Raw genomic sequence first — 17028 nt, 5'->3', positions numbered from 1 at the left:
GGTACGGAGTCGTACACGGGTGGCCGTGCTCCCGCGTGCCCGTTAAGATCATCATTTACGGCAAAAACGCATGATCCTGCATATCCGGCACCATGAGCAACGGATTCCGGCGCCCCCGCCGCTCACGCGCGGACGATGCCCTGCCGGCGCGCGCGAACCCTCCCGCGTGCGGCCCGGTGGTGCCATGCTGGGAATCCCCGCGGGAAGGAGCGCAGCCGTGCTTCGTGTCGCTGTCGTCGGTTCCGGGCCCAGCGGGGTCTACACCGCCCAGTCCCTCGTCGAGCAGACCGCGGTGCCGGGCGTGCGGGTGCACGTCCTGGACCGGCTGCCGTGTCCGTACGGCCTCGTCCGCTACGGGGTCGCCCCGGACCACGAGAAGATCAAGTCCTTGCAGGGCAGCCTCCGCGCGGTGCTGGAGCACGAGCGGATCGGCTTCGTGGGCAATGTCGAGGTCGGCGGCGCCGGCGGGGTCACGCCCGCGCGGCTGCTGGAGCTGTACCACGCGGTCGTCTACTGCGTGGGCGCGGCGCGGGACCGGCGGCTGGGCGTACCCGGGGAGGACCTGCCCGGCAGTTTCTCGGCCACCGACTTCGTCTCCTGGTACAGCGCCCACCCGGACGCCGTCCCGGGCGGCTTCGTACTGGAGGCCCGGTCGGCCGTGGTGATCGGCGTCGGGAACGTGGCCGTGGACGTGGCCCGGATCCTGGCGCGCGGCCCCGGCGAGCTGCGCCCCACCGACGTGCCGGAGGCCGCGCTGGGCGCGCTGGCCGCCAGCCGGGTGCGGGAGGTGCACATGGTGGGCAGGCGGGGCCCGTCGCAGGCCAAGTTCACCACCAAGGAGCTGCGGGAACTCGGGGCGATGCCCCGGGCCCGGGTCGAGGTGGAGCCGGCCGACCTGGCGCTCGACCCGGCGTACGCGGACCCGGCGGGGCTCCCGGCGGTGAACCGGCGCAATGTGGAGGTGGTGCGCGGCTGGGCGGAGGCGGGGGGCCCGGAGTCCCGGGAGCGGGTCATCCGGGTGCGGTTCTTCCTGCGGCCCGTGGAGGTGCTGGAGCGGGCCGGCCGGGTGGCCGGGGTGCGTTTCGAGCGCACCGTGCCGGACGGTGCGGGCGGGGTGCGCGGGACCGGGGCGTACGAGGACGTGGAGGCGCAGTTGGTGCTGCGGGCGGTCGGCTACCGCGGGATGCCGCTGGAGGGCCTGCCGTTCGACGCGGCGCGCGGGACGGTGCCGCACGCGGCGGGGCGGGTGCTGCGGGACGGGGCGCCGTCGGCGGGCGAGTACGTCGCCGGATGGATCAAGCGCGGGCCGACCGGGGTGATCGGCACCAATCGGCCGTGCGCCAAGGAGACGGCCGGGTCGCTGCTGGCGGACGCGCCCGCCCTGGCCCGGCGGAGGGTGGCGGACGACCCCCTGGCCACGCTGCGCGCGTGGGGGCACCGGCCGGTGGAGTGGCCCGGCTGGCTGTCCATCGAGCAGGCGGAGGCGGCCCTCGGCCGCACCCTGGGCCGCGGCCCGGTCAAGATCCCCGACTGGTCCGGGCTCCTGGCGGCGGCGGGCCGGGACTGAACCGGGCCGCCATCCGCGGCGTCAGGGGTTCTCCAGGCGGGCTGCCTGGTTCTCGGCGGCGGACAGCACCGTGTCCAGGAGGCCCGGGAAGAGCGCGTCCAGGTCTGCGCGGCGGATGCCGTTCATCTTGGCCGTCCCCCGGTAGACCTGGCGGATGACGCCGCACTCGCGGAGCACGCGGAAGTGGTGCGTGGTGGTCGACTTGGTGACCGGCAGCTCGATGGACGAGCAGGACACCTCCGCACCGGCGGCGGCCAGTTCGCGGACGACGCGCAGCCGCATGGGGTCGGACAGCGCGTGGAGCACGCCTTCGAGACGGATCTCGTCACGCGCGGGATGCGCGAGTTCGCGCGGGCTGGTCGCGGTGGTCACGGCGGCTCCAGAGTCGTCGGTTGCCCCCATCGTACGAGCATCCTCGTAGTTTGACAGGCGCCGTACTACGAAGGTTATCGTACGACTGCCACACCGGCCCCGTCCGAATGGAGTCCCGCCGTGAGCGCACTGTTCGAGCCCCGCACCCTGCGGTCCGTGACCGTCCCCAACCGCGTCTGGATGGCACCGATGTGCCAGTACAGCGCCGAGCCGTCCGGCCCGGACGCGGGCGTGGCGAACGACTGGCACTTCGCCCACTACGCCGCCCGCGCCACCGGCGGCACCGGCCTGATCCTGCTGGAGGCGACCGCCGTGTCGCCCGAGGGCCGTATCAGCCCGTACGACCTCGGCATCTGGAACGACACACAGGTCGAGGCGCTCCGGCGGATCACCGGGTTCCTCAGGAGCCAGGGCACCGTTCCCGGCATCCAGCTCGCCCACGCCGGGCGCAAGGCGTCGACCGAGCGGCCCTGGCGGGGCGGCGCGCCCGTGGGGGCGGACGCACACGGCTGGCAGCCGGTCGCCCCGAGCCCGGTGCCGTTCGACGACGGCCACCCGGTGCCGGACGAGCTGACCGTGGACCGGATCCACGAGATCGCCGGCGAGTTCGCCGCGGCGGCGCGGCGCGCCCTCGACGCCGGCTTCGAGGTCGTCGAGGTGCACGGTGCGCACGGCTACCTGATCGGCCAGTTCCTCTCGCCCCACAGCAACCACCGCACGGACGCGTACGGCGGCTCCTTCGAGAACCGCACCCGGTTCGCCCTGGAGGTCGTCGACGCGGTACGGGAGGTGTGGCCCGAGGAGCTGCCGCTGTTCTTCCGCATCTCGGCCACCGACTGGCTGGACGGCGAGCCGGGCTGGACGGCCGACGACACGGTGCGCTTCGCCGCCCTGCTCCAGGAGCACGGCGTCGACCTGCTCGACGTGTCCACCGGCGGGAACGCGCCGCACGTCCGCATCCCCGTCGGTCCGGGTTACCAAGTGCCCTTCGCGGCCCGCGTGAAGGAGGAGACCGGGCTGCCGGTCGCCGCCGTCGGGCTCATCACCGAGGCGCGTCAGGCGGAGAAGATCGTCACCAACGGTGAGGCCGACGCGGTGCTGCTCGGCCGCGAGCTGCTGCGCAACCCGTCCTGGGCGCGGCACGCGGCCCGTGAGCTCGGCGGCGCGGTGCGGGTGCCGGACCCGTACCACCGCTCCGTCTGACCTGCGCGAACACGTCCTTCGGGCGCCATTGTCAGTGGCGGGGTGCAGACTGGCCCGTATCCGCGACAAAGGCGTCCAGGAGGTGTCGGCGATGACCGACGTGCTACTGACCGTAGGCACTCGCAAGGGGCTGTTCATCGGCCGCAGGCATGACGGCCGGTGGGAGTTCGACGGCCCGCACTTCAATGCCCAGGCCGTGTACGCGATCGGTATCGACGCGCGCCGGTCCACGCCCCGGCTGCTCGTCGGCGGGGACAGCGCCCACTACGGCCCTTCGGTGTTCCACTCCGACGACCTGGGGTCGACGTGGACGGAGCCGGTGCGGCCGTCGGTCAAGTTCCCCAAGGACACCGGGGCTTCGCTGGAGCGGGTGTGGCAGTTGCACCCGGCCGGACCCGCGGCGCCCGGGGTGGTGTACGCGGGCACCGAGCCCGCCGCGCTGTTCCGCTCGGAGGACGGCGGGGAGACCTTCGAGCTGGTCCGTCCGCTGTGGGAGCACCCGACCCGGTCGCAGTGGGTGCCGGGCGGGGGCGGCGAGGGATTGCACACGGTCGTCACGGATCCCCGGGACGCGGACGCGGTGACGGTCGCGGTGTCGACGGCCGGGGTGTTCCGCACCAGGGACGGCGGCGAGACCTGGTCACCGTCCAACCAGGGGGTGTCCGCCGTCTTCCTGCCCGATCCCCATCCGCCCTTCGGGCAGTGCGTGCACAAGATCGCCCAGGACGCCGGCGACCCTGACCGGCTCTACCTCCAGAACCACTGGGGGGTGTACCGCAGCGACGACGCGGGCGCCCGGTGGACCGACATCGGCGAGGGCCTGCCCTCGGACTTCGGCTTCGCCGCGGTCGCGCACCCGCACCGACCCGGTGTGGCGTACGTCTTCCCGATCACGGCCGACTCCGACCGGGTCCCCGCGCAGCGGCGGTGCCGGGTCTACCGCACCGGCGACGCGGGCGGCAGCTGGGAGGCCCTGTCGGCCGGCCTGCCCGAGGGCGACCACTACGGCACGGTGCTGCGCGACGCGATGTGCACGGACGACGCGGACCCCGCCGGGGTCTACTTCGGCAATCGCAACGGCGAGTTGTACGCGAGCGCCGACGACGGCGACAGCTGGCGCCTCCTCGCCTCCCACCTGCCGGACGTGCTGTGCGTGCGGGCGGCGGTGATCGGGTGAGGGACGCGCCTGTTGCGCCAGTAGAGTGACGGCCGTGGGAGCACGACCGTTGAAAGAAATCGTCGAGCCGGGGTGGGCCGAGGCCCTCGCGCCGGTGGCCGAACGCATCGCCGGGATGGGTGACTTCCTCCGCGAGGAGATCGCCGCCGGGCGCACCTATCTGCCGTCCGGGCCGAATGTGCTGCGGGCGTTCCAGCAACCGTTCCACGAGGTGCGGGTCCTGATCGTCGGCCAGGACCCGTACCCGACACCGGGACACGCCGTGGGGCTGAGCTTCTCCGTCGCACCGGACGTGCGGCCGTTGCCGGGCAGCCTGGAGAACATCTTCCGGGAGATGCACTCCGACCTGGGCCTGCCCCGGCCGTCGAACGGCGACCTGACGCCGTGGACCCGGCAGGGGGTGCTGCTGCTCAACAGGGCGCTGACGACGGCGCCCCGCAAGCCGGCCGCGCACCGCGGCAAGGGCTGGGAGGAGGTGACCGAGCAGGCCATCAAGGCGCTGGTGGCCCGCGGCAAGCCGCTGGTCTCGGTGCTGTGGGGCCGCGACGCCCGCAACCTCCGTCCGCTGCTCGGTGACCTGCCCGCGATCGAGTCGGCGCATCCGTCCCCGATGTCGGCGGACCGGGGCTTCTTCGGCTCGCGGCCGTTCAGCCGTACGAACGAACTGCTGGTCCGGCAGGGTGCCCAGCCGATCGACTGGCAGTTGCCGTGACCCGTTCCGGTACCTCTCCGCTCCGTCCCCTTCCCGTGCCCGTTCCCCTTCCGGGGCGGCGCCGGTGACTTCCGGCACCTGGGTGCTGGGAGTCGACTCCGGAGGCTCGGGGCTGCGGGTCGCGCTCGGCGCGCTGCCGCGCGGCTCCGGCAGCGGGAGTGGCAGCGGCTCCGATGCCGGTGGGGGCGGTGGCGTGCGCGCGGTCGGGAGCGTGGCCCTCGCGGAGCCGGTGCGCACCGGGGCGGGCGGGATCGACGCGCGGCAGCTGCTGGGTCGGCTCGTCCCGGCGGCCGAGGGGCTGCTGAGGCGGGCCGGTGCCGGCCGGCTCGCGGCGGTGGCGGTCGGGGCGGCCGGCATGGCGACGCTCGGGGACGAGCTGCGCGCCACCCTGCCGCAGGCGCTGCGCCGTTCGCTGGGGGTGCCCCGGCTGGCACTGGCCGCCGACGCCGTGACCGCCTACGCCGGGGCCCTCGGGCAGCGGCCCGGGGCGGTGGTCGCGGCGGGCACCGGTCTGATCGCACTCGGCACGGACCTGCGCGGCTGGTCCCGCGCGGACGGCTGGGGGCATCTGCTGGGCGACTGCGGCAGCGGAGCCTGGATCGGCCGCGCCGGGCTGGAGGCCGCGCTGCGGGCCCACGACGGGCGCCCCGGCGGATCGGAGCCCCTGCTGGCGCGGGTCAGGGCGGTGTTCGGTCCCCCGGCGGCCCTGCCGGGACTGCTCTACCCACGCGCCGACCGGCCCGCCGTACTCGCCTCGTTCGCTCCCGAGGTGGCCCGGTGCGCCACGGAGGGCGACACGGTGGCGGCCGGCGTCCTGGCGCGGGCGGCGCGGCACATCGCGGAGGCCGCGGCGGCCGTCTGCCCCCGGGGCGAGGACCGTGAAGTCGCGCTGACCGGCGGGCTGTTCCGGACGGGCGAACCGCTCCTGTCGCCGCTGCGCGCCGCGCTGGCGGAGCACCTGCCGTACGCGCGGGTGGTGACCGCCGCCGGGGACCCGCTCGACGGCTCTCTCGCGGTCGCGGCGGCCCTCGCCACCGGCACGCTCCGGCTGCCTCGTGAGCCGGGCATGCTGGAGGCAACCACCCTTCAACCGACGACTCGGATATAGCTGGACAGAGGGCGCCTGACCGCCCCCTCCCCAAGCGTCGGAGCAGGTAAAGCCAGTAGCATGCCGGGCCATGAGCTCCCCCACTGGGCCCGCTTCCGGCCTGCCTGTACGAATGCCGCGACCCCGACAGTCCGGGCGGCACCGTCGCCCCGAACCCGTGGCGGCCCCCGAGGGCGCGCCCGCGCTCGTTCTCGCCGTTCCCGGCACTCCTTCGGCCGCTGTCCGCAGCCTGGCCGAAGAGGTCGTGAGCATCGCTCGTTCCGAGCTGCCCGGCCTGGAGGCCGCGATCGGCTTCCTGGACGGCGACGAGTCCGAGTACCCGCGGCTGTCGGCCGTCCTGGAGCGGGCCGCCGTGCTGCGTGTGGAGCGGTACGAGCTGGCCAGGGCGGCGGGCCGCGAAGTCGCCGAGCCGCAGGGCCCGGCCGCCGTGGTGGTGCCGCTCCTGGCGGGCCCCGACGGCGCCCTGACCGACCGCATACGGCAGGCCGTGGCGGACAGCGGCGCGTCCGCGGAGCTGACCGACGTACTGGGCCCGCACCCGCTGCTGGCGGAGGCGCTGCACGTGCGCCTGTCGGAGGCCGGGCTGGCCCGCGCGGACCGGGCGAGGCTGTTCACGGTCGCCACGGCGGCCGACGGCATCGTGCTGGCCACGGTCGGCGGCGAGGAGGCCGTGCGGGCGGCCGGGATCACCGGCATGCTGCTGGCCGCGCGTCTCGCCGTCCCGGTGATGGCCGCCGCGCTGGACCAGGAGGGCTCGGTGGCGGCGGTCGCGGAGCGGCTGCGCGGCTCGGGCTCGCAGCAGCTGGCCCTGGCGCCGTACCTGATCGGCCCGGAGCTGGCCGAGGGGCTGCTGGACGACGCCGCGCGGGCGGCCGGGTGCCCGGTCGCCGAGGCGCTGGGCGCCTACCCGGCGGTCGGGAAGCTGGTGCTGGCGCAGTACACGACCGCGCTCGGCATCGCGCCGCAGCCGCAGGGAGCTCCGGTCCACTGACACGTGCGACGGAAGGGCCCGCACCGGAAGCGATCGGTGCGGGCCCTCGTCGTCGCCCCCGGCGCGTCCGGCGCCCCAGCGGTCGCACGAGGCCGCCGGCGCCACGCCACCGACACCACCGAACGCGGCTGAGCGCCGCCGCACGCCGTCGACGCCACCGGGCTCAGGCGAAGACCACGCAGGACACGGCGGGGGCTTCGAGAGAGCCCGCCGGGGTCGGCACCCCCGTCGCGGGGTCGATGTCGAACCAGGTGACGTCGCCGGAACGCTCGTTGGCCACGTACAGCCGGCGTCCGGCGGGGTCCAGGGCGAGGTCCCGGGGCCAGTGGCCGCCGCAGGGGACGGTGGTGACGATCCGGGGCTCCTCGAGGGACTCGTCGAGGGCCAGGACGACGAGGGTGTCGTCGCCCCGCACCGCCGCCCACAGGAAGCGCCCGTCGGGTGCGGCGACGATCCCGGACGGGTAGCTCGCGGAGGCGGTGCCCGTCGGCAGGACCACCGGTTCGCCCACGGTGGTGAGAGCGCCCGTACCGGGCTCCCAGCGGCAGACGGTGAGCGTCGGGGCCAGTTCGGCCAGGACGTAGGCGTGGCCGCCCGCCGGGTGGAGGGCGAGGTGGCGCGGGCCGCTGCCCGGGCGCAGCGCGGTCTCGCCGTGCGCGGACAGCGCGCCCGTGGCGGGGTCGAGGGCGCTGACGCGCACGGAGTCGGTGCCGAGGTCGACGCTGAGCACCCAGGTCCCGCCGGGAGCGGGCACCACCTGGTGGGCGTGCGGGCCGGCCTGCCGTTCCGGGTGCGGGCCGCTGCCGTGGTGGCGCAGCGCTTCCACCGGCGGGTGCGGCGCGCCGCCTGGGCCGAGGGGCAGCGAGCTGACACTGCCCGAGCCGTAGTTGGCGGTGAGGGCGTGCCCGTGCGCGAGCGCCAGGTGCGTGGGGTGGGCCCCGCCCACGGGCGCCGGGGCCCCGAGCGGCCGGGGAGCCGGTCCGGTGACGTCGAAGGCGGCGACGACGCCCTCCTCGGTCTCGCCGACCGCGTACAGCACGTCGCCGCCCGGGCCCATGGCCAGGAACGACGGGTCCGCGACCGCGTCCGACGCGCCGGTCACGGTCAACGCTCCGGTCGGCCCGTCCACGGTGGCCGCGAGGACACCGCGCCCACCCGCCGAGGTGAACGACCCGATGTAGGCCCGCCGGCCCCGTTCCTCGTCCCGCCGCACTGCGTCCGCCACCGCGCTGCCCCTCTTTCTGCCGACCCGGTCCGCGCCGACGCTAGCAGGTCTAGACCAAGACGTCGTCGGTGGCGTCGAGCAGCGGCCGGGGGTGCGCACGGGCGGAGTGACCGGCGACCGGCGGCAGCGGTAGGTGCCGGGCCGGCCGGCGGCAGCGGTAGGTGCCGGGCCGGCCGGTGACACCCGGACAGGGCCCTACCCGCACGTGGGTGGCCCTGCCCGCGCGGGCGGGCGGCCACGCGGAGGGCCGCCGCTACGGCGCGCGGGCCGGCGACGCGCACGGAGGCCCCGCGAGCGGGCGGGAGTGGGGTGCGGACCGGACGCGCGGACCGGGCTGGTGGCCGGCTACGCGCCGATCAGTGGCCCGCGCGGCGAACTGCGCAGCGGCGCGGCGAGCTCGGTGAGCGCGCGCTCCAGGCTGTGCAGGTGGGCGAGCGCGGGCTCGGCCACCGCCGCGACGGCACCCGCCGCGTCGACCGGGGCGGTACGGGCCTCCTGGGCCCGTGCTGGCGTGGTCAGTGCCTCGACGGCCGCCTCGACGCGCCAGCACGCGGCGGCCAGCCGGGCGTCGTGCGACGCCTCGGGGTCGGCGGCGATGGAGGCCAGGCCCCGTACCTCCCGGGCGCACGCGTCGAGCAGGGCGAGCACCTGCCGGGCCCGGGCCTTGCGGGCGCGCAGCGGGCTCAGCGGGTGCACGAGCGGGGCCAGGGACAGCCGTACCCGGCCGAGCACGGCCTCCAGTTCGGCGACGTGCGGGGACGGATCGGCGTCCGGCGTGCCGGACAGGCGCGCGGCGGCCCGCTCGGTGCAGACGTGCACACAACGCAGGGCCCGCTGGATCCAGGCGTCCGTGGTGGCGTGGGTGGTGACGGGCAGCACGAGCAGCACGGCCAGCACCGCCCCGAGCGCTCCGACCCCGGTCTCCAGGGCCCGCAGCGCCAGCAGGGCCGGGTCCAGGACTCCCAGGAGGCCGTAGAGCGCCCCGGCCATCAGCGTCACCGACAGCATCATCCAGGTGTAGGAGACGGCGGCCGTGTAGAAGATCCCGAACACGCAGGCCGCGACCAGGACGGCGGTGGGCACCGCGGCGCCGTCCAGCGGGACGACGACCACCAGGCCGGCCGCGATGCCGATGAGGGTGCCCAGGACCCGGCGGAAGCCGCGGACGAGGGTCTCGCCCCGCGAGGACGTGTTGACGAAGATCCACCAGGTGGCGCCGACCGCCCAGTACCACCGCTCCCCCGACAGCATCTGGCCGATGACGAGCGCCACCGCGCCGCCGACGGTCGCCTGGACGGCCTGCCGTGTGGTGGTACGGGCCAGTCCCCGGCCCTCGACCGGCACGGGCGGGGCGGGCGGCGCCAGGCGCCGCTCGTAGCACCACAGCCCGAAGCGGACCGCCGACGAGCACAGCAGGGAGAGGGCGACGGCCGCGTACAGCTCGGGGAGCTGCCCGGGCATCGTGCGCAGGAACTGCGTCACGAAGAAGGTCATGAAGGCGAACACCCCGAGGGAGTGACCGCGCGGCCCCCAGCGCCGGGCGTACACCCCGGCGCCCATGACGGCGAGGAAGGCCATGTCCCGCGCCACCGGGTGATCGTGCAGCAGGGCGGCGGCGGCGAGTACCGGGAAGCCGACGACCGGCAGCAGGGCGGTGGTGACCGCCTGCCGCCCGACCGTGGCGTCCGTGACGGTGAAGAGCGCGAGGAGCGCGGCGAGCCCACCGGTGATGGCCGCCGTGAGGGAGTGTCCGGCGAGCCCGCACCCGGCCACCGCCGCGCTGATGCCGAGGACGGCCCGGGCGGCGCCGCGCAACCGCAGCCGCCCCGGATCCGGAGCCACGAACATCCTCTTCAGCACAGTCTCCCGCCCCTTCCACGACACCGGGTCCTCGGTGGCCCGGTGTCCTCGACGCCCGGCGTCCGGGACGCCCCGACATTCCGGCGTTCCGGTTCCGGTGTTCCGGCATGAAAAAGGCGCCGCGGGATCCGCAGCGCCATCGACGCCTTTATGACACCACCTTCCGGCCCGATGGCTCAACTCGTCGAGAGTCGACTGGGCCATTGGCCCGATGATGGACAGCGCGGTACCCCTCGGGCGGGGCCAATGGGCCAGCATCCGGACCGGGCTCAAGAGGGAGCGTCCCGAGGACGGAAGGAGAAGGGGAAGCAGACCGTCCGCCGGGACCCGGGCCAGGAGAGAGCCCGCAGGCCGACCACGACGGGGCCGACCCCGGTCTCTGATCCGGCGCCGGAGGGCCCGACCCGGTGCCGACCCCGACGCCGGCGCCGCCGAGCGGCGGGGGCGACGGATCCCGCCATCCGCCGGGGAGGACCGGACTGGGCCATTGGTACGGTGATCTCGGGAAGCGTCGTACCAGAGGGAGCGAGCAGCCATGGCCGTGGACGAGCTGGACACCCGCATCCTCCGGCTGCTGATCGAGCAGCCGCGCACCAGCGTCCGGGAGTACGCACGCGTCCTCGGCATCGCGCGCGGCACGTTGCAGGCCCGGCTGGACCGGCTGGAACGGGAGGGCGTGATCACCGGTACGGGCCCGGTCCTGTCCCCCGCCGCGCTCGGGCATCCGGTGCTGGCGTTCGTGCACATCGAGGTCACCCAGGGCCACCTGGACGAGGTGGGGGACGCGCTGGCCGCCGTCCCCGAGATCGTCGAGGCGTTCTCGATCACGGGCGGCGGGGACCTGCTCACCCGGGTCGTGGCGCGGGACAACGGGCACCTGGAAGACGTCATCCAGCGGCTGATCCAGCTCCCCGGGGTGGTGCGCACGCGTACGGAGATGGCCCTGCGGGAGCGGGTGCCGCACCGGCTGCTGCCCCTGGTCGAGGCGGTGGGCCGGGCGGCCGGGCGGCAGCGGGGGTGAGCCGGGCCGGAGGACCGCGGGCGGTACTTGGCATGCTGGACGCATGCCACGTACAGACACCCCTCGCGTCGCGGTCGTCTTCGATCTCGACGGCACGCTGGTCGACAGCGAGCCGAACTACTACGAGGCCGGGCGCCGGCTCCTGGAGCGCTACGGCGTCACGGACTTCGGCTGGGAGCGGCACACCGACTTCATCGGGATCGGGACACGCGAGACGCTGGCGGCACTGAAGGAGGAGTACGGGCTCGACGCCCCGCTCGACGAGCTGCTGGCCGGCAAGAACCGGCACTACCTGGAGCTGGCGCGCGCGGCGACCGAGGTGTTCCCCGAGATGCGCGCGCTCGTGGAGCGGCTGCACGCGGAGGGCGTGCCGATGGCGGTGGCGTCCGGTTCGTCGCGCGCCGCGATCGAGGCGGTCCTCGGCGGTACGGGGCTGGACGCGTACCTCACCACCCTGGTGTCGGCCGAGGAGGTCGAGCGGGGCAAGCCCGCGCCGGACGTGTTCCTGGAGGCGGCACGGCGGCTCGGGGTCGAGCCGGAGCACTGTGTGGTGCTGGAGGACGCCCCGCCCGGCGCGGCGGCGGCCCGGGCGGCCGGGATGCGGTGCGTCGCCGTGCCGTACGTGCCGGGCACGGTCGACGACCCGGCCTTCGGCGGCGCGGAGTTGCTGCTGCGCGGCGGGCAGGCGGAGTTCACCGCGGCGGCGGCCTACGACTTCGTGATGGCCGGCCGCCGGACGACCTGACCGGACGGTCACCGGACGACGCGTTCCCGGGCCGGTGACCGCGGACCGACCGCACCGGGCACCCGCGCCGGTGTCCGTCGGGTCTCGAACGGCCCGTCCCCGAACGGCCGGTGCCCGTCCCGACGGGTGCCCGCGCAACCCGGGCCCGGCGCGGACCCCGCGCGGATCCCGCGCGGTCCGGGCCCGCACGGCCGGGAAAACCCGTTGCCCGTGCGGAATCGGCACGACAGGCTTCCCGGCATGTCCGAGATCCGAACGGGCGGTGCGCGCGACGTGACCGCCCTCTTCTCCCACGGCCGGCTGACGGCCATCCCCCGCAAGCCGGCCCGGCGTGAGCAACTGCTCGTCCACCTCGCCGAAACGCTGTTCGAGCGGGACCGCTCGTACACCGAGCCCGAGGTGAACGCGGCCCTGCGCACGGTGCACGAGGACTGCTCCGCGCTGCGCCGCTACCTGGTGGTCGGCGGGATGCTGACCCGGACGCGGGACGGCGCCGCCTACCGGCGGGCGGGGTAGCCGTCAGAAGCGGGCGTGGGCGGTGATGTCCGCGTCGAACTGGTCGGTCATCGCCGGGGTCACCGTCGGGCGGCACTGGGCGATGGCCTCCAGGTAGTCCTCGGTTCCGGCCCCGGGCGTCCGCAGCGGGTCCCGGTCTCCCAGGTCCCGCTCGAAGGCGGTCTGGGCGGCGATCCGGGCGGCGTGCTCGATGTCCGCCGGGGTGAACAGGTCGCTGGCCGCCACCAGGACCGACACGTCGACGTCCGTCCGGCCGTCCGTGTACCGGGACCAGATCGCGGCGCGCGCCGCCTTGTCCGGCGTACCGATCGGGATGAGGTAGTCGAACCGGCCGGGGCGCAGGAACGCCGGGTCGAGCGACCGGATGGAGTTGGTGGCGCACACCAGCAGCCGTTCGTCGCCCTCACGGAACCGGGGGATGAGCTTGAGGAGTTCGTTGGTGACGCCGTGCATCCCGCCGGGCTGCGCGGGCTCGGCGCGTACGGGGGCGATCTCCTCCACCTCGTCGATGAAGACGAGCACCCGCTCCAGCTCCGCGATCCGGGCGAACGCGCTGCGCAGCGCGGCGGCCAGGTTGCCCTCGTCGGCCAGCCGGGACGGCAGGAGTTCGACGAAGGGCCAGCCCAGCCGGGAGGCGATGGCCCGCGCGAAGGTGGTCTTGCCGGTGCCGGGCGGCCCGAACAGGGTGATGGCGCGGGGCGGACGCACACCGTGCCGGGCGGCCCGCTCGGGCTGGGCGAGCGGCAGGACGACGCGCCTCTCGATGAGGTCCTTCTCGGCCTCCATGCCGGCGACCCGGCCCCACAGGTCGCCCGGCAGGAAACTGCCGCCGAGGTCCTCCAGGAGGTTGGCGGCGGGTCCGTGCAGCGGTTCGACCTTCTCGAAGTACGCCACGGCGGGCTGACGCGTGTACCCCGCGTTGAGCAGGCCCTCGCCGACGAGCTCCTCCTCGGGCAGGACGTACGCGATCCTTCCCACCCGGGCGGCGACCAGGCGCCGTTCCAGTTCGACCAGCAGGGCGCTCGCCAGCCCCCTGCCGCGCCACGCCGGCGCGATCGCGATGCGCATGACCCAGGCGCGCTCCCCCGCCACGCACGCGAGCGCCGCGCCGATGGGCGCGCCCTGGTGGACGGCGACGACCGCCGGCTGACGGCTCGTCAGCGCGCCGATGCACTCGGCGAGCGAGAACACCGACTCCTGACCGAGTTCGGCCGTCGTGTCGATCAAGTGGACGACGGCCGCGAGGTCGCTCTCGCGGTAGTCGTGGATCAGCCAGTTCACCGGTACCACCCCTCGTTCTGCTGTTCCGGCGAGGCTAGGGGGCCCCTACCGGCCTTCTCCTGTGCCGCCGCGCACAAGGGCGGGGGGCCGACTGCGCCGCCGTGGACGTTGTGCACGTCCGCGAGGACCTTGTGGCGGGCGGCACAGCGGCGGCACGGCGGTGGACGTGCGCCCGGACGATGGACAGGATCACGGGGACGCACGATCTCCGCGACCGAGGGACGGGACGTACGACGCATGGCGAAGCACTGGGCGGACTTCCAGTACGAGATCTACCTGAACGGGATGACCGGCGCCGTACCGAGGCTCCCCACCGATCTGACGCGCCTCGAAGAGCTGACCGAGCGGCGCCTCGGCCCCGGGCCGGTCGGTTACGTGGCGGGCAGCGCGGGCAACGGGAGCACCGCGGCCGCCAACCGGGCGGCGCTGGAGCGGCGGCGGATCGTGCCGCGCATGCTGCGGGACGTCCACGACCGCGACCTGTCCGTGCGCGTACTGGGCCGGGAACTGCCCGCGCCGCTCGCCCTGGCCCCGGTGGGCGTGCTGTCGATCATGCACCCCGACGCGGAGCCGGCCGCCGCGCGGGCCGCCGCGGCGCAGGGGGTGCCGTTCGTCCTGTCGTCCGCGTCCAGCACCCCCATGGAGCAGGTCGCGGAGGCGATGGGCGACGCGGAGCGGTGGTTCCAGCTGTACTGGTCGAAGGACCGGGAGGTCACCCGCTCGTTCCTGAGCCGGGCGAAGGCGGCCGGGTTCACCGCGCTGTTCGTCACGCTGGACACACCGCTGCTCGCGTGGCGGCCGCGCGACCTGGACCAGGCGTACCTGCCGTTCCTCCACGGCGTGGGCACGGCCAACTACTTCACCGACCCGGCGTTCCTGGCGGGGCTGGCCAAGCCGGTGCACGAGGACCCGAACGCGGCGGTGGCGCACTTCGTCGGGATGTTCGCCGACCCGGCGAAGACCTGGCCGGACCTGGAGTTCCTGCGGGAGAACTGGGACGGACCGATCGTGCTGAAGGGCGTCCTGCACCCGGACGACGCCCGGCGTGCCGCCCAGGCGGGCATGGACGGCGTGGTGGTGTCCAACCACGGCGGCCGCCAGGTCGCCGGGTCCGTCGCCGCCGCCGACGCGCTGCCCCGGGTCGCGGAGGCGGCCGACGGCCGGCTGGCCGTGCTGTTCGACAGCGGCATCCGCACGGGCGACGACATCTTCAAGGCGCTGGCGCTGGGCGCCGACACGGTGCTGGTGGGACGCCCGTACGCGTACGGACTCGGCCTCGACGGCCAGGCGGGCGTCGAGCACGTCATCCGCTGTCTCCTGGCCGAACTCGATCTGACCCTGGCCCTGTCCGGCCACCGCACCCCGGCGGGCCCCGGCCGGGAGGACCTCGTCGAGGAGGGCGCGTGACCGCCGCCCGCCGCCCGGAGGGGAAGCCGCCGGCCGACGCCGCCGGGTGAACCGGCCGGACGCCCGGCGGCCACCCGGCCGGGCGCCTGCGCCGGGCGCGCCGGCCGGGCGGGAACTCAGCCCAGGAAGCTGAGCCGCACCTGCCGGTCCGGGTTGTCCTTGTTGGTGTCGACCACGCACACCGACTGCCAGGTGCCCAGCGCCATCTCCCCGCCCACCACGGGGATGGTGGCGTGCGGCGGCACCAGCGCGGGCAGCACGTGGTCGCGGCCGTGGCCGGGGCTTCCGTGGCGGTGCTGCCAGCGGTCGTCGGCGGGGAGCAGGGTGTGCAGGGCGGCCAGGAGGTCGTCGTCGCTGCCGGCACCGGTCTCCAGGACGGCCACGCCCGTCGTCGCGTGGGGGGTGAAGACGTTCAGCAGGCCGTCGCGCCCGGCCGCCACCTCGCGGAGGAAGGAGGCGCAGGCGTCGGTCAGGTCGTGGACCGTCTCCGTGTGGCCGGTGGTGATGCGCAGCGTACGGGTGGTGAATGCGTCGCTCATGCCCCCATGGTGTCACCGCGCCGGTGCCGGCCCGCGCAGGCCGGCGCGGGGTCGCGGGTCCGCGCGGGCGGCTCCACCGGGCGGCGGGGAAGATCCGCGGGCCCACCCCTGTTGGTAGAAACATGAACTACTTGGTGGGCGGGGACGTGGACGCGGTCGTCATCGGCGCGGGACAGGCCGGGCTGTCCGCCGCGTACCACCTGCGGCGTGTCGGTCTCGAACCGGACCGGGACTTCGTCGTCCTGGACCACTCCCCGCGACCGGGCGGCGCCTGGCAGTTCCGCTGGCCGTCGCTGACGTACGGCCGTGTGCACGGGATGCACGCGCTGCCCGGGATGGAGCTGACCGGCGCCGACGACAGCCGCCCGTCGTCGGAGGTGATCGGCGGGTACTTCGCGCGGTACGAGGAGAGGTTCGGGCTGCGGGTGCACCGGCCCGTGGACGTCACGGCCGTCCGGGAAGGGGAGGGCGGACGCCTGCTGGTCGAGTCCTCGGAGGGGACGTACGCGACGCGCGCCCTGGTCAGCGCGACGGGCACCTGGGACCGGCCGTTCTGGCCGCGCTACCCGGGTCAGGAGACCTTCCGCGGGTGGCAGTTGCACACGGCGGACTACCCGGGACCGGCGGCGTTCGCCGGCCGGCGGGTGGTCGTGGTCGGCGGCGGGGCGTCGGGCACGCAGCACCTTATGGAGATCGCGGAGGTGGCGGCGGAGACGACGTGGGTGACGCGCCGCGAGCCGGTCTGGCGCGAGGGCCCGTTCGGCGAGGCGGAGGGCCGGGCGGCGGTGGCCCTGGTGGAGGAGCGGGTACGGCGCGGGCTGCCCCCGCAGAGCGTGGTCGGCGTGACCGGCCTGCCACTGAACGAGGCGACCCGGCGGGCCCGCGAGCGCGGCGTCCTGGACCGGCTGCCGATGTTCGACCGGATCACCCCGACGGGCGTCCTCTGGGACGCGGGCCCCTCGTCGGCGGGGCGGACGCTGGACGCCGACGTCATCCTGTGGGCGACCGGCTTCCGGGCGGCCATCGACCACCTGGCGCCGCTGCGGCTGCGTGAGCCGGGCGGCGGCATCCGCGTGGACGGGACGCGCGCGGCGCGCGACGAGCGCGTCCATCTGGTGGGGTACGGCCCTTCCGCCTCCACGATCGGCGCGAATCGGGCCGGCCGGTCCGCGGCCCGTGACATCGCCCGCCTGCTGGACGGGGACCGGGGCCGCGGGCCCGGCCGGGGCGACGACCGGGACCGCGACCGGGACCGGGAGGCGGCGACCGTCTGACGCGACCGGCGCGCGCCGGGGCCGGCCGGG

General features: G+C 75.3%; 16 protein-coding genes. 11 read left to right on the top strand and 5 right to left on the bottom strand.

The window, feature by feature from the left end:
• The first annotated feature begins 217 nt into the window (after nucleotides 1–217).
• Complete coding sequence (locus tag IE109_RS18740) at nucleotides 218–1567, top strand: FAD-dependent oxidoreductase (protein WP_189552060.1); 1350 nt, start codon at nucleotides 218–220, stop codon at nucleotides 1565–1567.
• Nucleotides 1568–1588: 21 nt separating this feature from the next.
• Here the strand turns inward: IE109_RS18740 and IE109_RS18735 are convergent, their stop codons facing one another.
• Nucleotides 1589–1939, bottom strand: coding sequence for an ArsR/SmtB family transcription factor (locus tag IE109_RS18735; protein ID WP_229891221.1), 351 nt, complete (start codon nucleotides 1937–1939; stop codon nucleotides 1589–1591).
• Between the two features lie 120 nt (nucleotides 1940–2059).
• Here IE109_RS18735 and IE109_RS18730 point away from each other — a divergent pair, with 120 nt between their 5' ends.
• The 5 genes from IE109_RS18730 to IE109_RS18710 all read left to right on the top strand — a co-directional run bounded on the left by IE109_RS18730 (nucleotide 2060) and on the right by IE109_RS18710 (nucleotide 7130).
• The gene (locus IE109_RS18730; RefSeq protein WP_189552058.1) at nucleotides 2060–3142 is read left to right on the top strand and encodes an NADH:flavin oxidoreductase/NADH oxidase; all 1083 of its coding nucleotides are present in this window, start codon (nucleotides 2060–2062) and stop codon (nucleotides 3140–3142) included.
• Nucleotides 3143–3233: 91 nt separating this feature from the next.
• On the top strand, nucleotides 3234–4319 hold the full coding sequence (locus IE109_RS18725; RefSeq protein WP_189552057.1) for a WD40/YVTN/BNR-like repeat-containing protein: 1086 nt from the start codon (nucleotides 3234–3236) through the stop codon (nucleotides 4317–4319).
• A 34-nt stretch (nucleotides 4320–4353) separates the two neighbouring features.
• Nucleotides 4354–5031, top strand: a complete 678-nt coding sequence (locus IE109_RS18720) for a uracil-DNA glycosylase (RefSeq protein ID WP_189552056.1) — start codon at nucleotides 4354–4356, stop codon at nucleotides 5029–5031.
• A gap of 64 nt (nucleotides 5032–5095) precedes the next feature.
• Nucleotides 5096–6139 carry an N-acetylglucosamine kinase gene (locus IE109_RS18715; protein ID WP_189552055.1) on the top strand — a complete coding sequence of 348 codons (1044 nt, stop codon included), beginning with the start codon at nucleotides 5096–5098 and terminating at the stop codon, nucleotides 6137–6139.
• A 70-nt stretch (nucleotides 6140–6209) separates the two neighbouring features.
• Complete coding sequence (locus IE109_RS18710) at nucleotides 6210–7130, top strand: sirohydrochlorin chelatase (RefSeq protein ID WP_189552054.1); 921 nt, start codon at nucleotides 6210–6212, stop codon at nucleotides 7128–7130.
• 163 nt (nucleotides 7131–7293) lie between these two features.
• Here the strand turns inward: IE109_RS18710 and IE109_RS18705 are convergent, their stop codons facing one another.
• Nucleotides 7294–8355: a lactonase family protein gene (locus tag IE109_RS18705; RefSeq protein WP_229891219.1), complete on the bottom strand. Its 1062-nt coding sequence runs from the start codon at nucleotides 8353–8355 to the stop codon at nucleotides 7294–7296.
• Between the two features lie 345 nt (nucleotides 8356–8700).
• Nucleotides 8701–10215 (bottom strand): FUSC family protein, encoded by a 1515-nt coding sequence (locus IE109_RS18700; protein ID WP_189552053.1) that lies wholly within the window; start codon nucleotides 10213–10215, stop codon nucleotides 8701–8703.
• Nucleotides 10216–10750: 535 nt separating this feature from the next.
• Here IE109_RS18700 and IE109_RS18695 point away from each other — a divergent pair.
• The 3 genes from IE109_RS18695 to IE109_RS18685 all read left to right on the top strand — a co-directional run bounded on the left by IE109_RS18695 (nucleotide 10751) and on the right by IE109_RS18685 (nucleotide 12497).
• A complete protein-coding gene (locus IE109_RS18695; protein WP_189552052.1) occupies nucleotides 10751–11236 on the top strand; it encodes an Lrp/AsnC family transcriptional regulator in 486 nt (161 codons plus the stop codon).
• A 43-nt stretch (nucleotides 11237–11279) separates the two neighbouring features.
• The gene (locus tag IE109_RS18690; protein WP_189552051.1) at nucleotides 11280–11981 is read left to right on the top strand and encodes an HAD family hydrolase; all 702 of its coding nucleotides are present in this window, start codon (nucleotides 11280–11282) and stop codon (nucleotides 11979–11981) included.
• Nucleotides 11982–12221: 240 nt separating this feature from the next.
• The gene (locus tag IE109_RS18685) at nucleotides 12222–12497 is read left to right on the top strand and encodes a DUF2087 domain-containing protein (protein WP_189552050.1); all 276 of its coding nucleotides are present in this window, start codon (nucleotides 12222–12224) and stop codon (nucleotides 12495–12497) included.
• Nucleotides 12498–12500: 3 nt separating this feature from the next.
• On the opposite strand, the gene IE109_RS18680 is transcribed toward IE109_RS18685, so the two are convergent.
• Nucleotides 12501–13778 (bottom strand): ATP-binding protein, encoded by a 1278-nt coding sequence (locus IE109_RS18680; protein ID WP_189552049.1) that lies wholly within the window; start codon nucleotides 13776–13778, stop codon nucleotides 12501–12503.
• A gap of 237 nt (nucleotides 13779–14015) precedes the next feature.
• On the opposite strand from IE109_RS18680, the gene IE109_RS18675 reads away from it, so the two are divergent.
• On the top strand, nucleotides 14016–15185 hold the full coding sequence (locus tag IE109_RS18675) for a lactate 2-monooxygenase (RefSeq protein ID WP_189552048.1): 1170 nt from the start codon (nucleotides 14016–14018) through the stop codon (nucleotides 15183–15185).
• 116 nt (nucleotides 15186–15301) lie between these two features.
• Here the strand turns inward: IE109_RS18675 and IE109_RS18670 are convergent, their stop codons facing one another.
• Nucleotides 15302–15724, bottom strand: a complete 423-nt coding sequence (locus tag IE109_RS18670) for a YjbQ family protein (RefSeq protein ID WP_189552047.1) — start codon at nucleotides 15722–15724, stop codon at nucleotides 15302–15304.
• A gap of 122 nt (nucleotides 15725–15846) precedes the next feature.
• On the opposite strand from IE109_RS18670, the gene IE109_RS18665 reads away from it, so the two are divergent.
• Nucleotides 15847–16998, top strand: a complete 1152-nt coding sequence (locus IE109_RS18665) for an NAD(P)-binding domain-containing protein (protein ID WP_189552046.1) — start codon at nucleotides 15847–15849, stop codon at nucleotides 16996–16998.
• Nucleotides 16999–17028: the final 30 nt, after the last annotated feature.

It is taken from the genome of Streptomyces lavendofoliae (genome assembly GCF_014649735.1).
Taxonomy (GTDB): Bacteria; Actinomycetota; Actinomycetes; order Streptomycetales; family Streptomycetaceae; genus Streptomyces; species Streptomyces lavendofoliae.
This window is presented reverse-complemented; position numbering and strand designations above follow the sequence as displayed.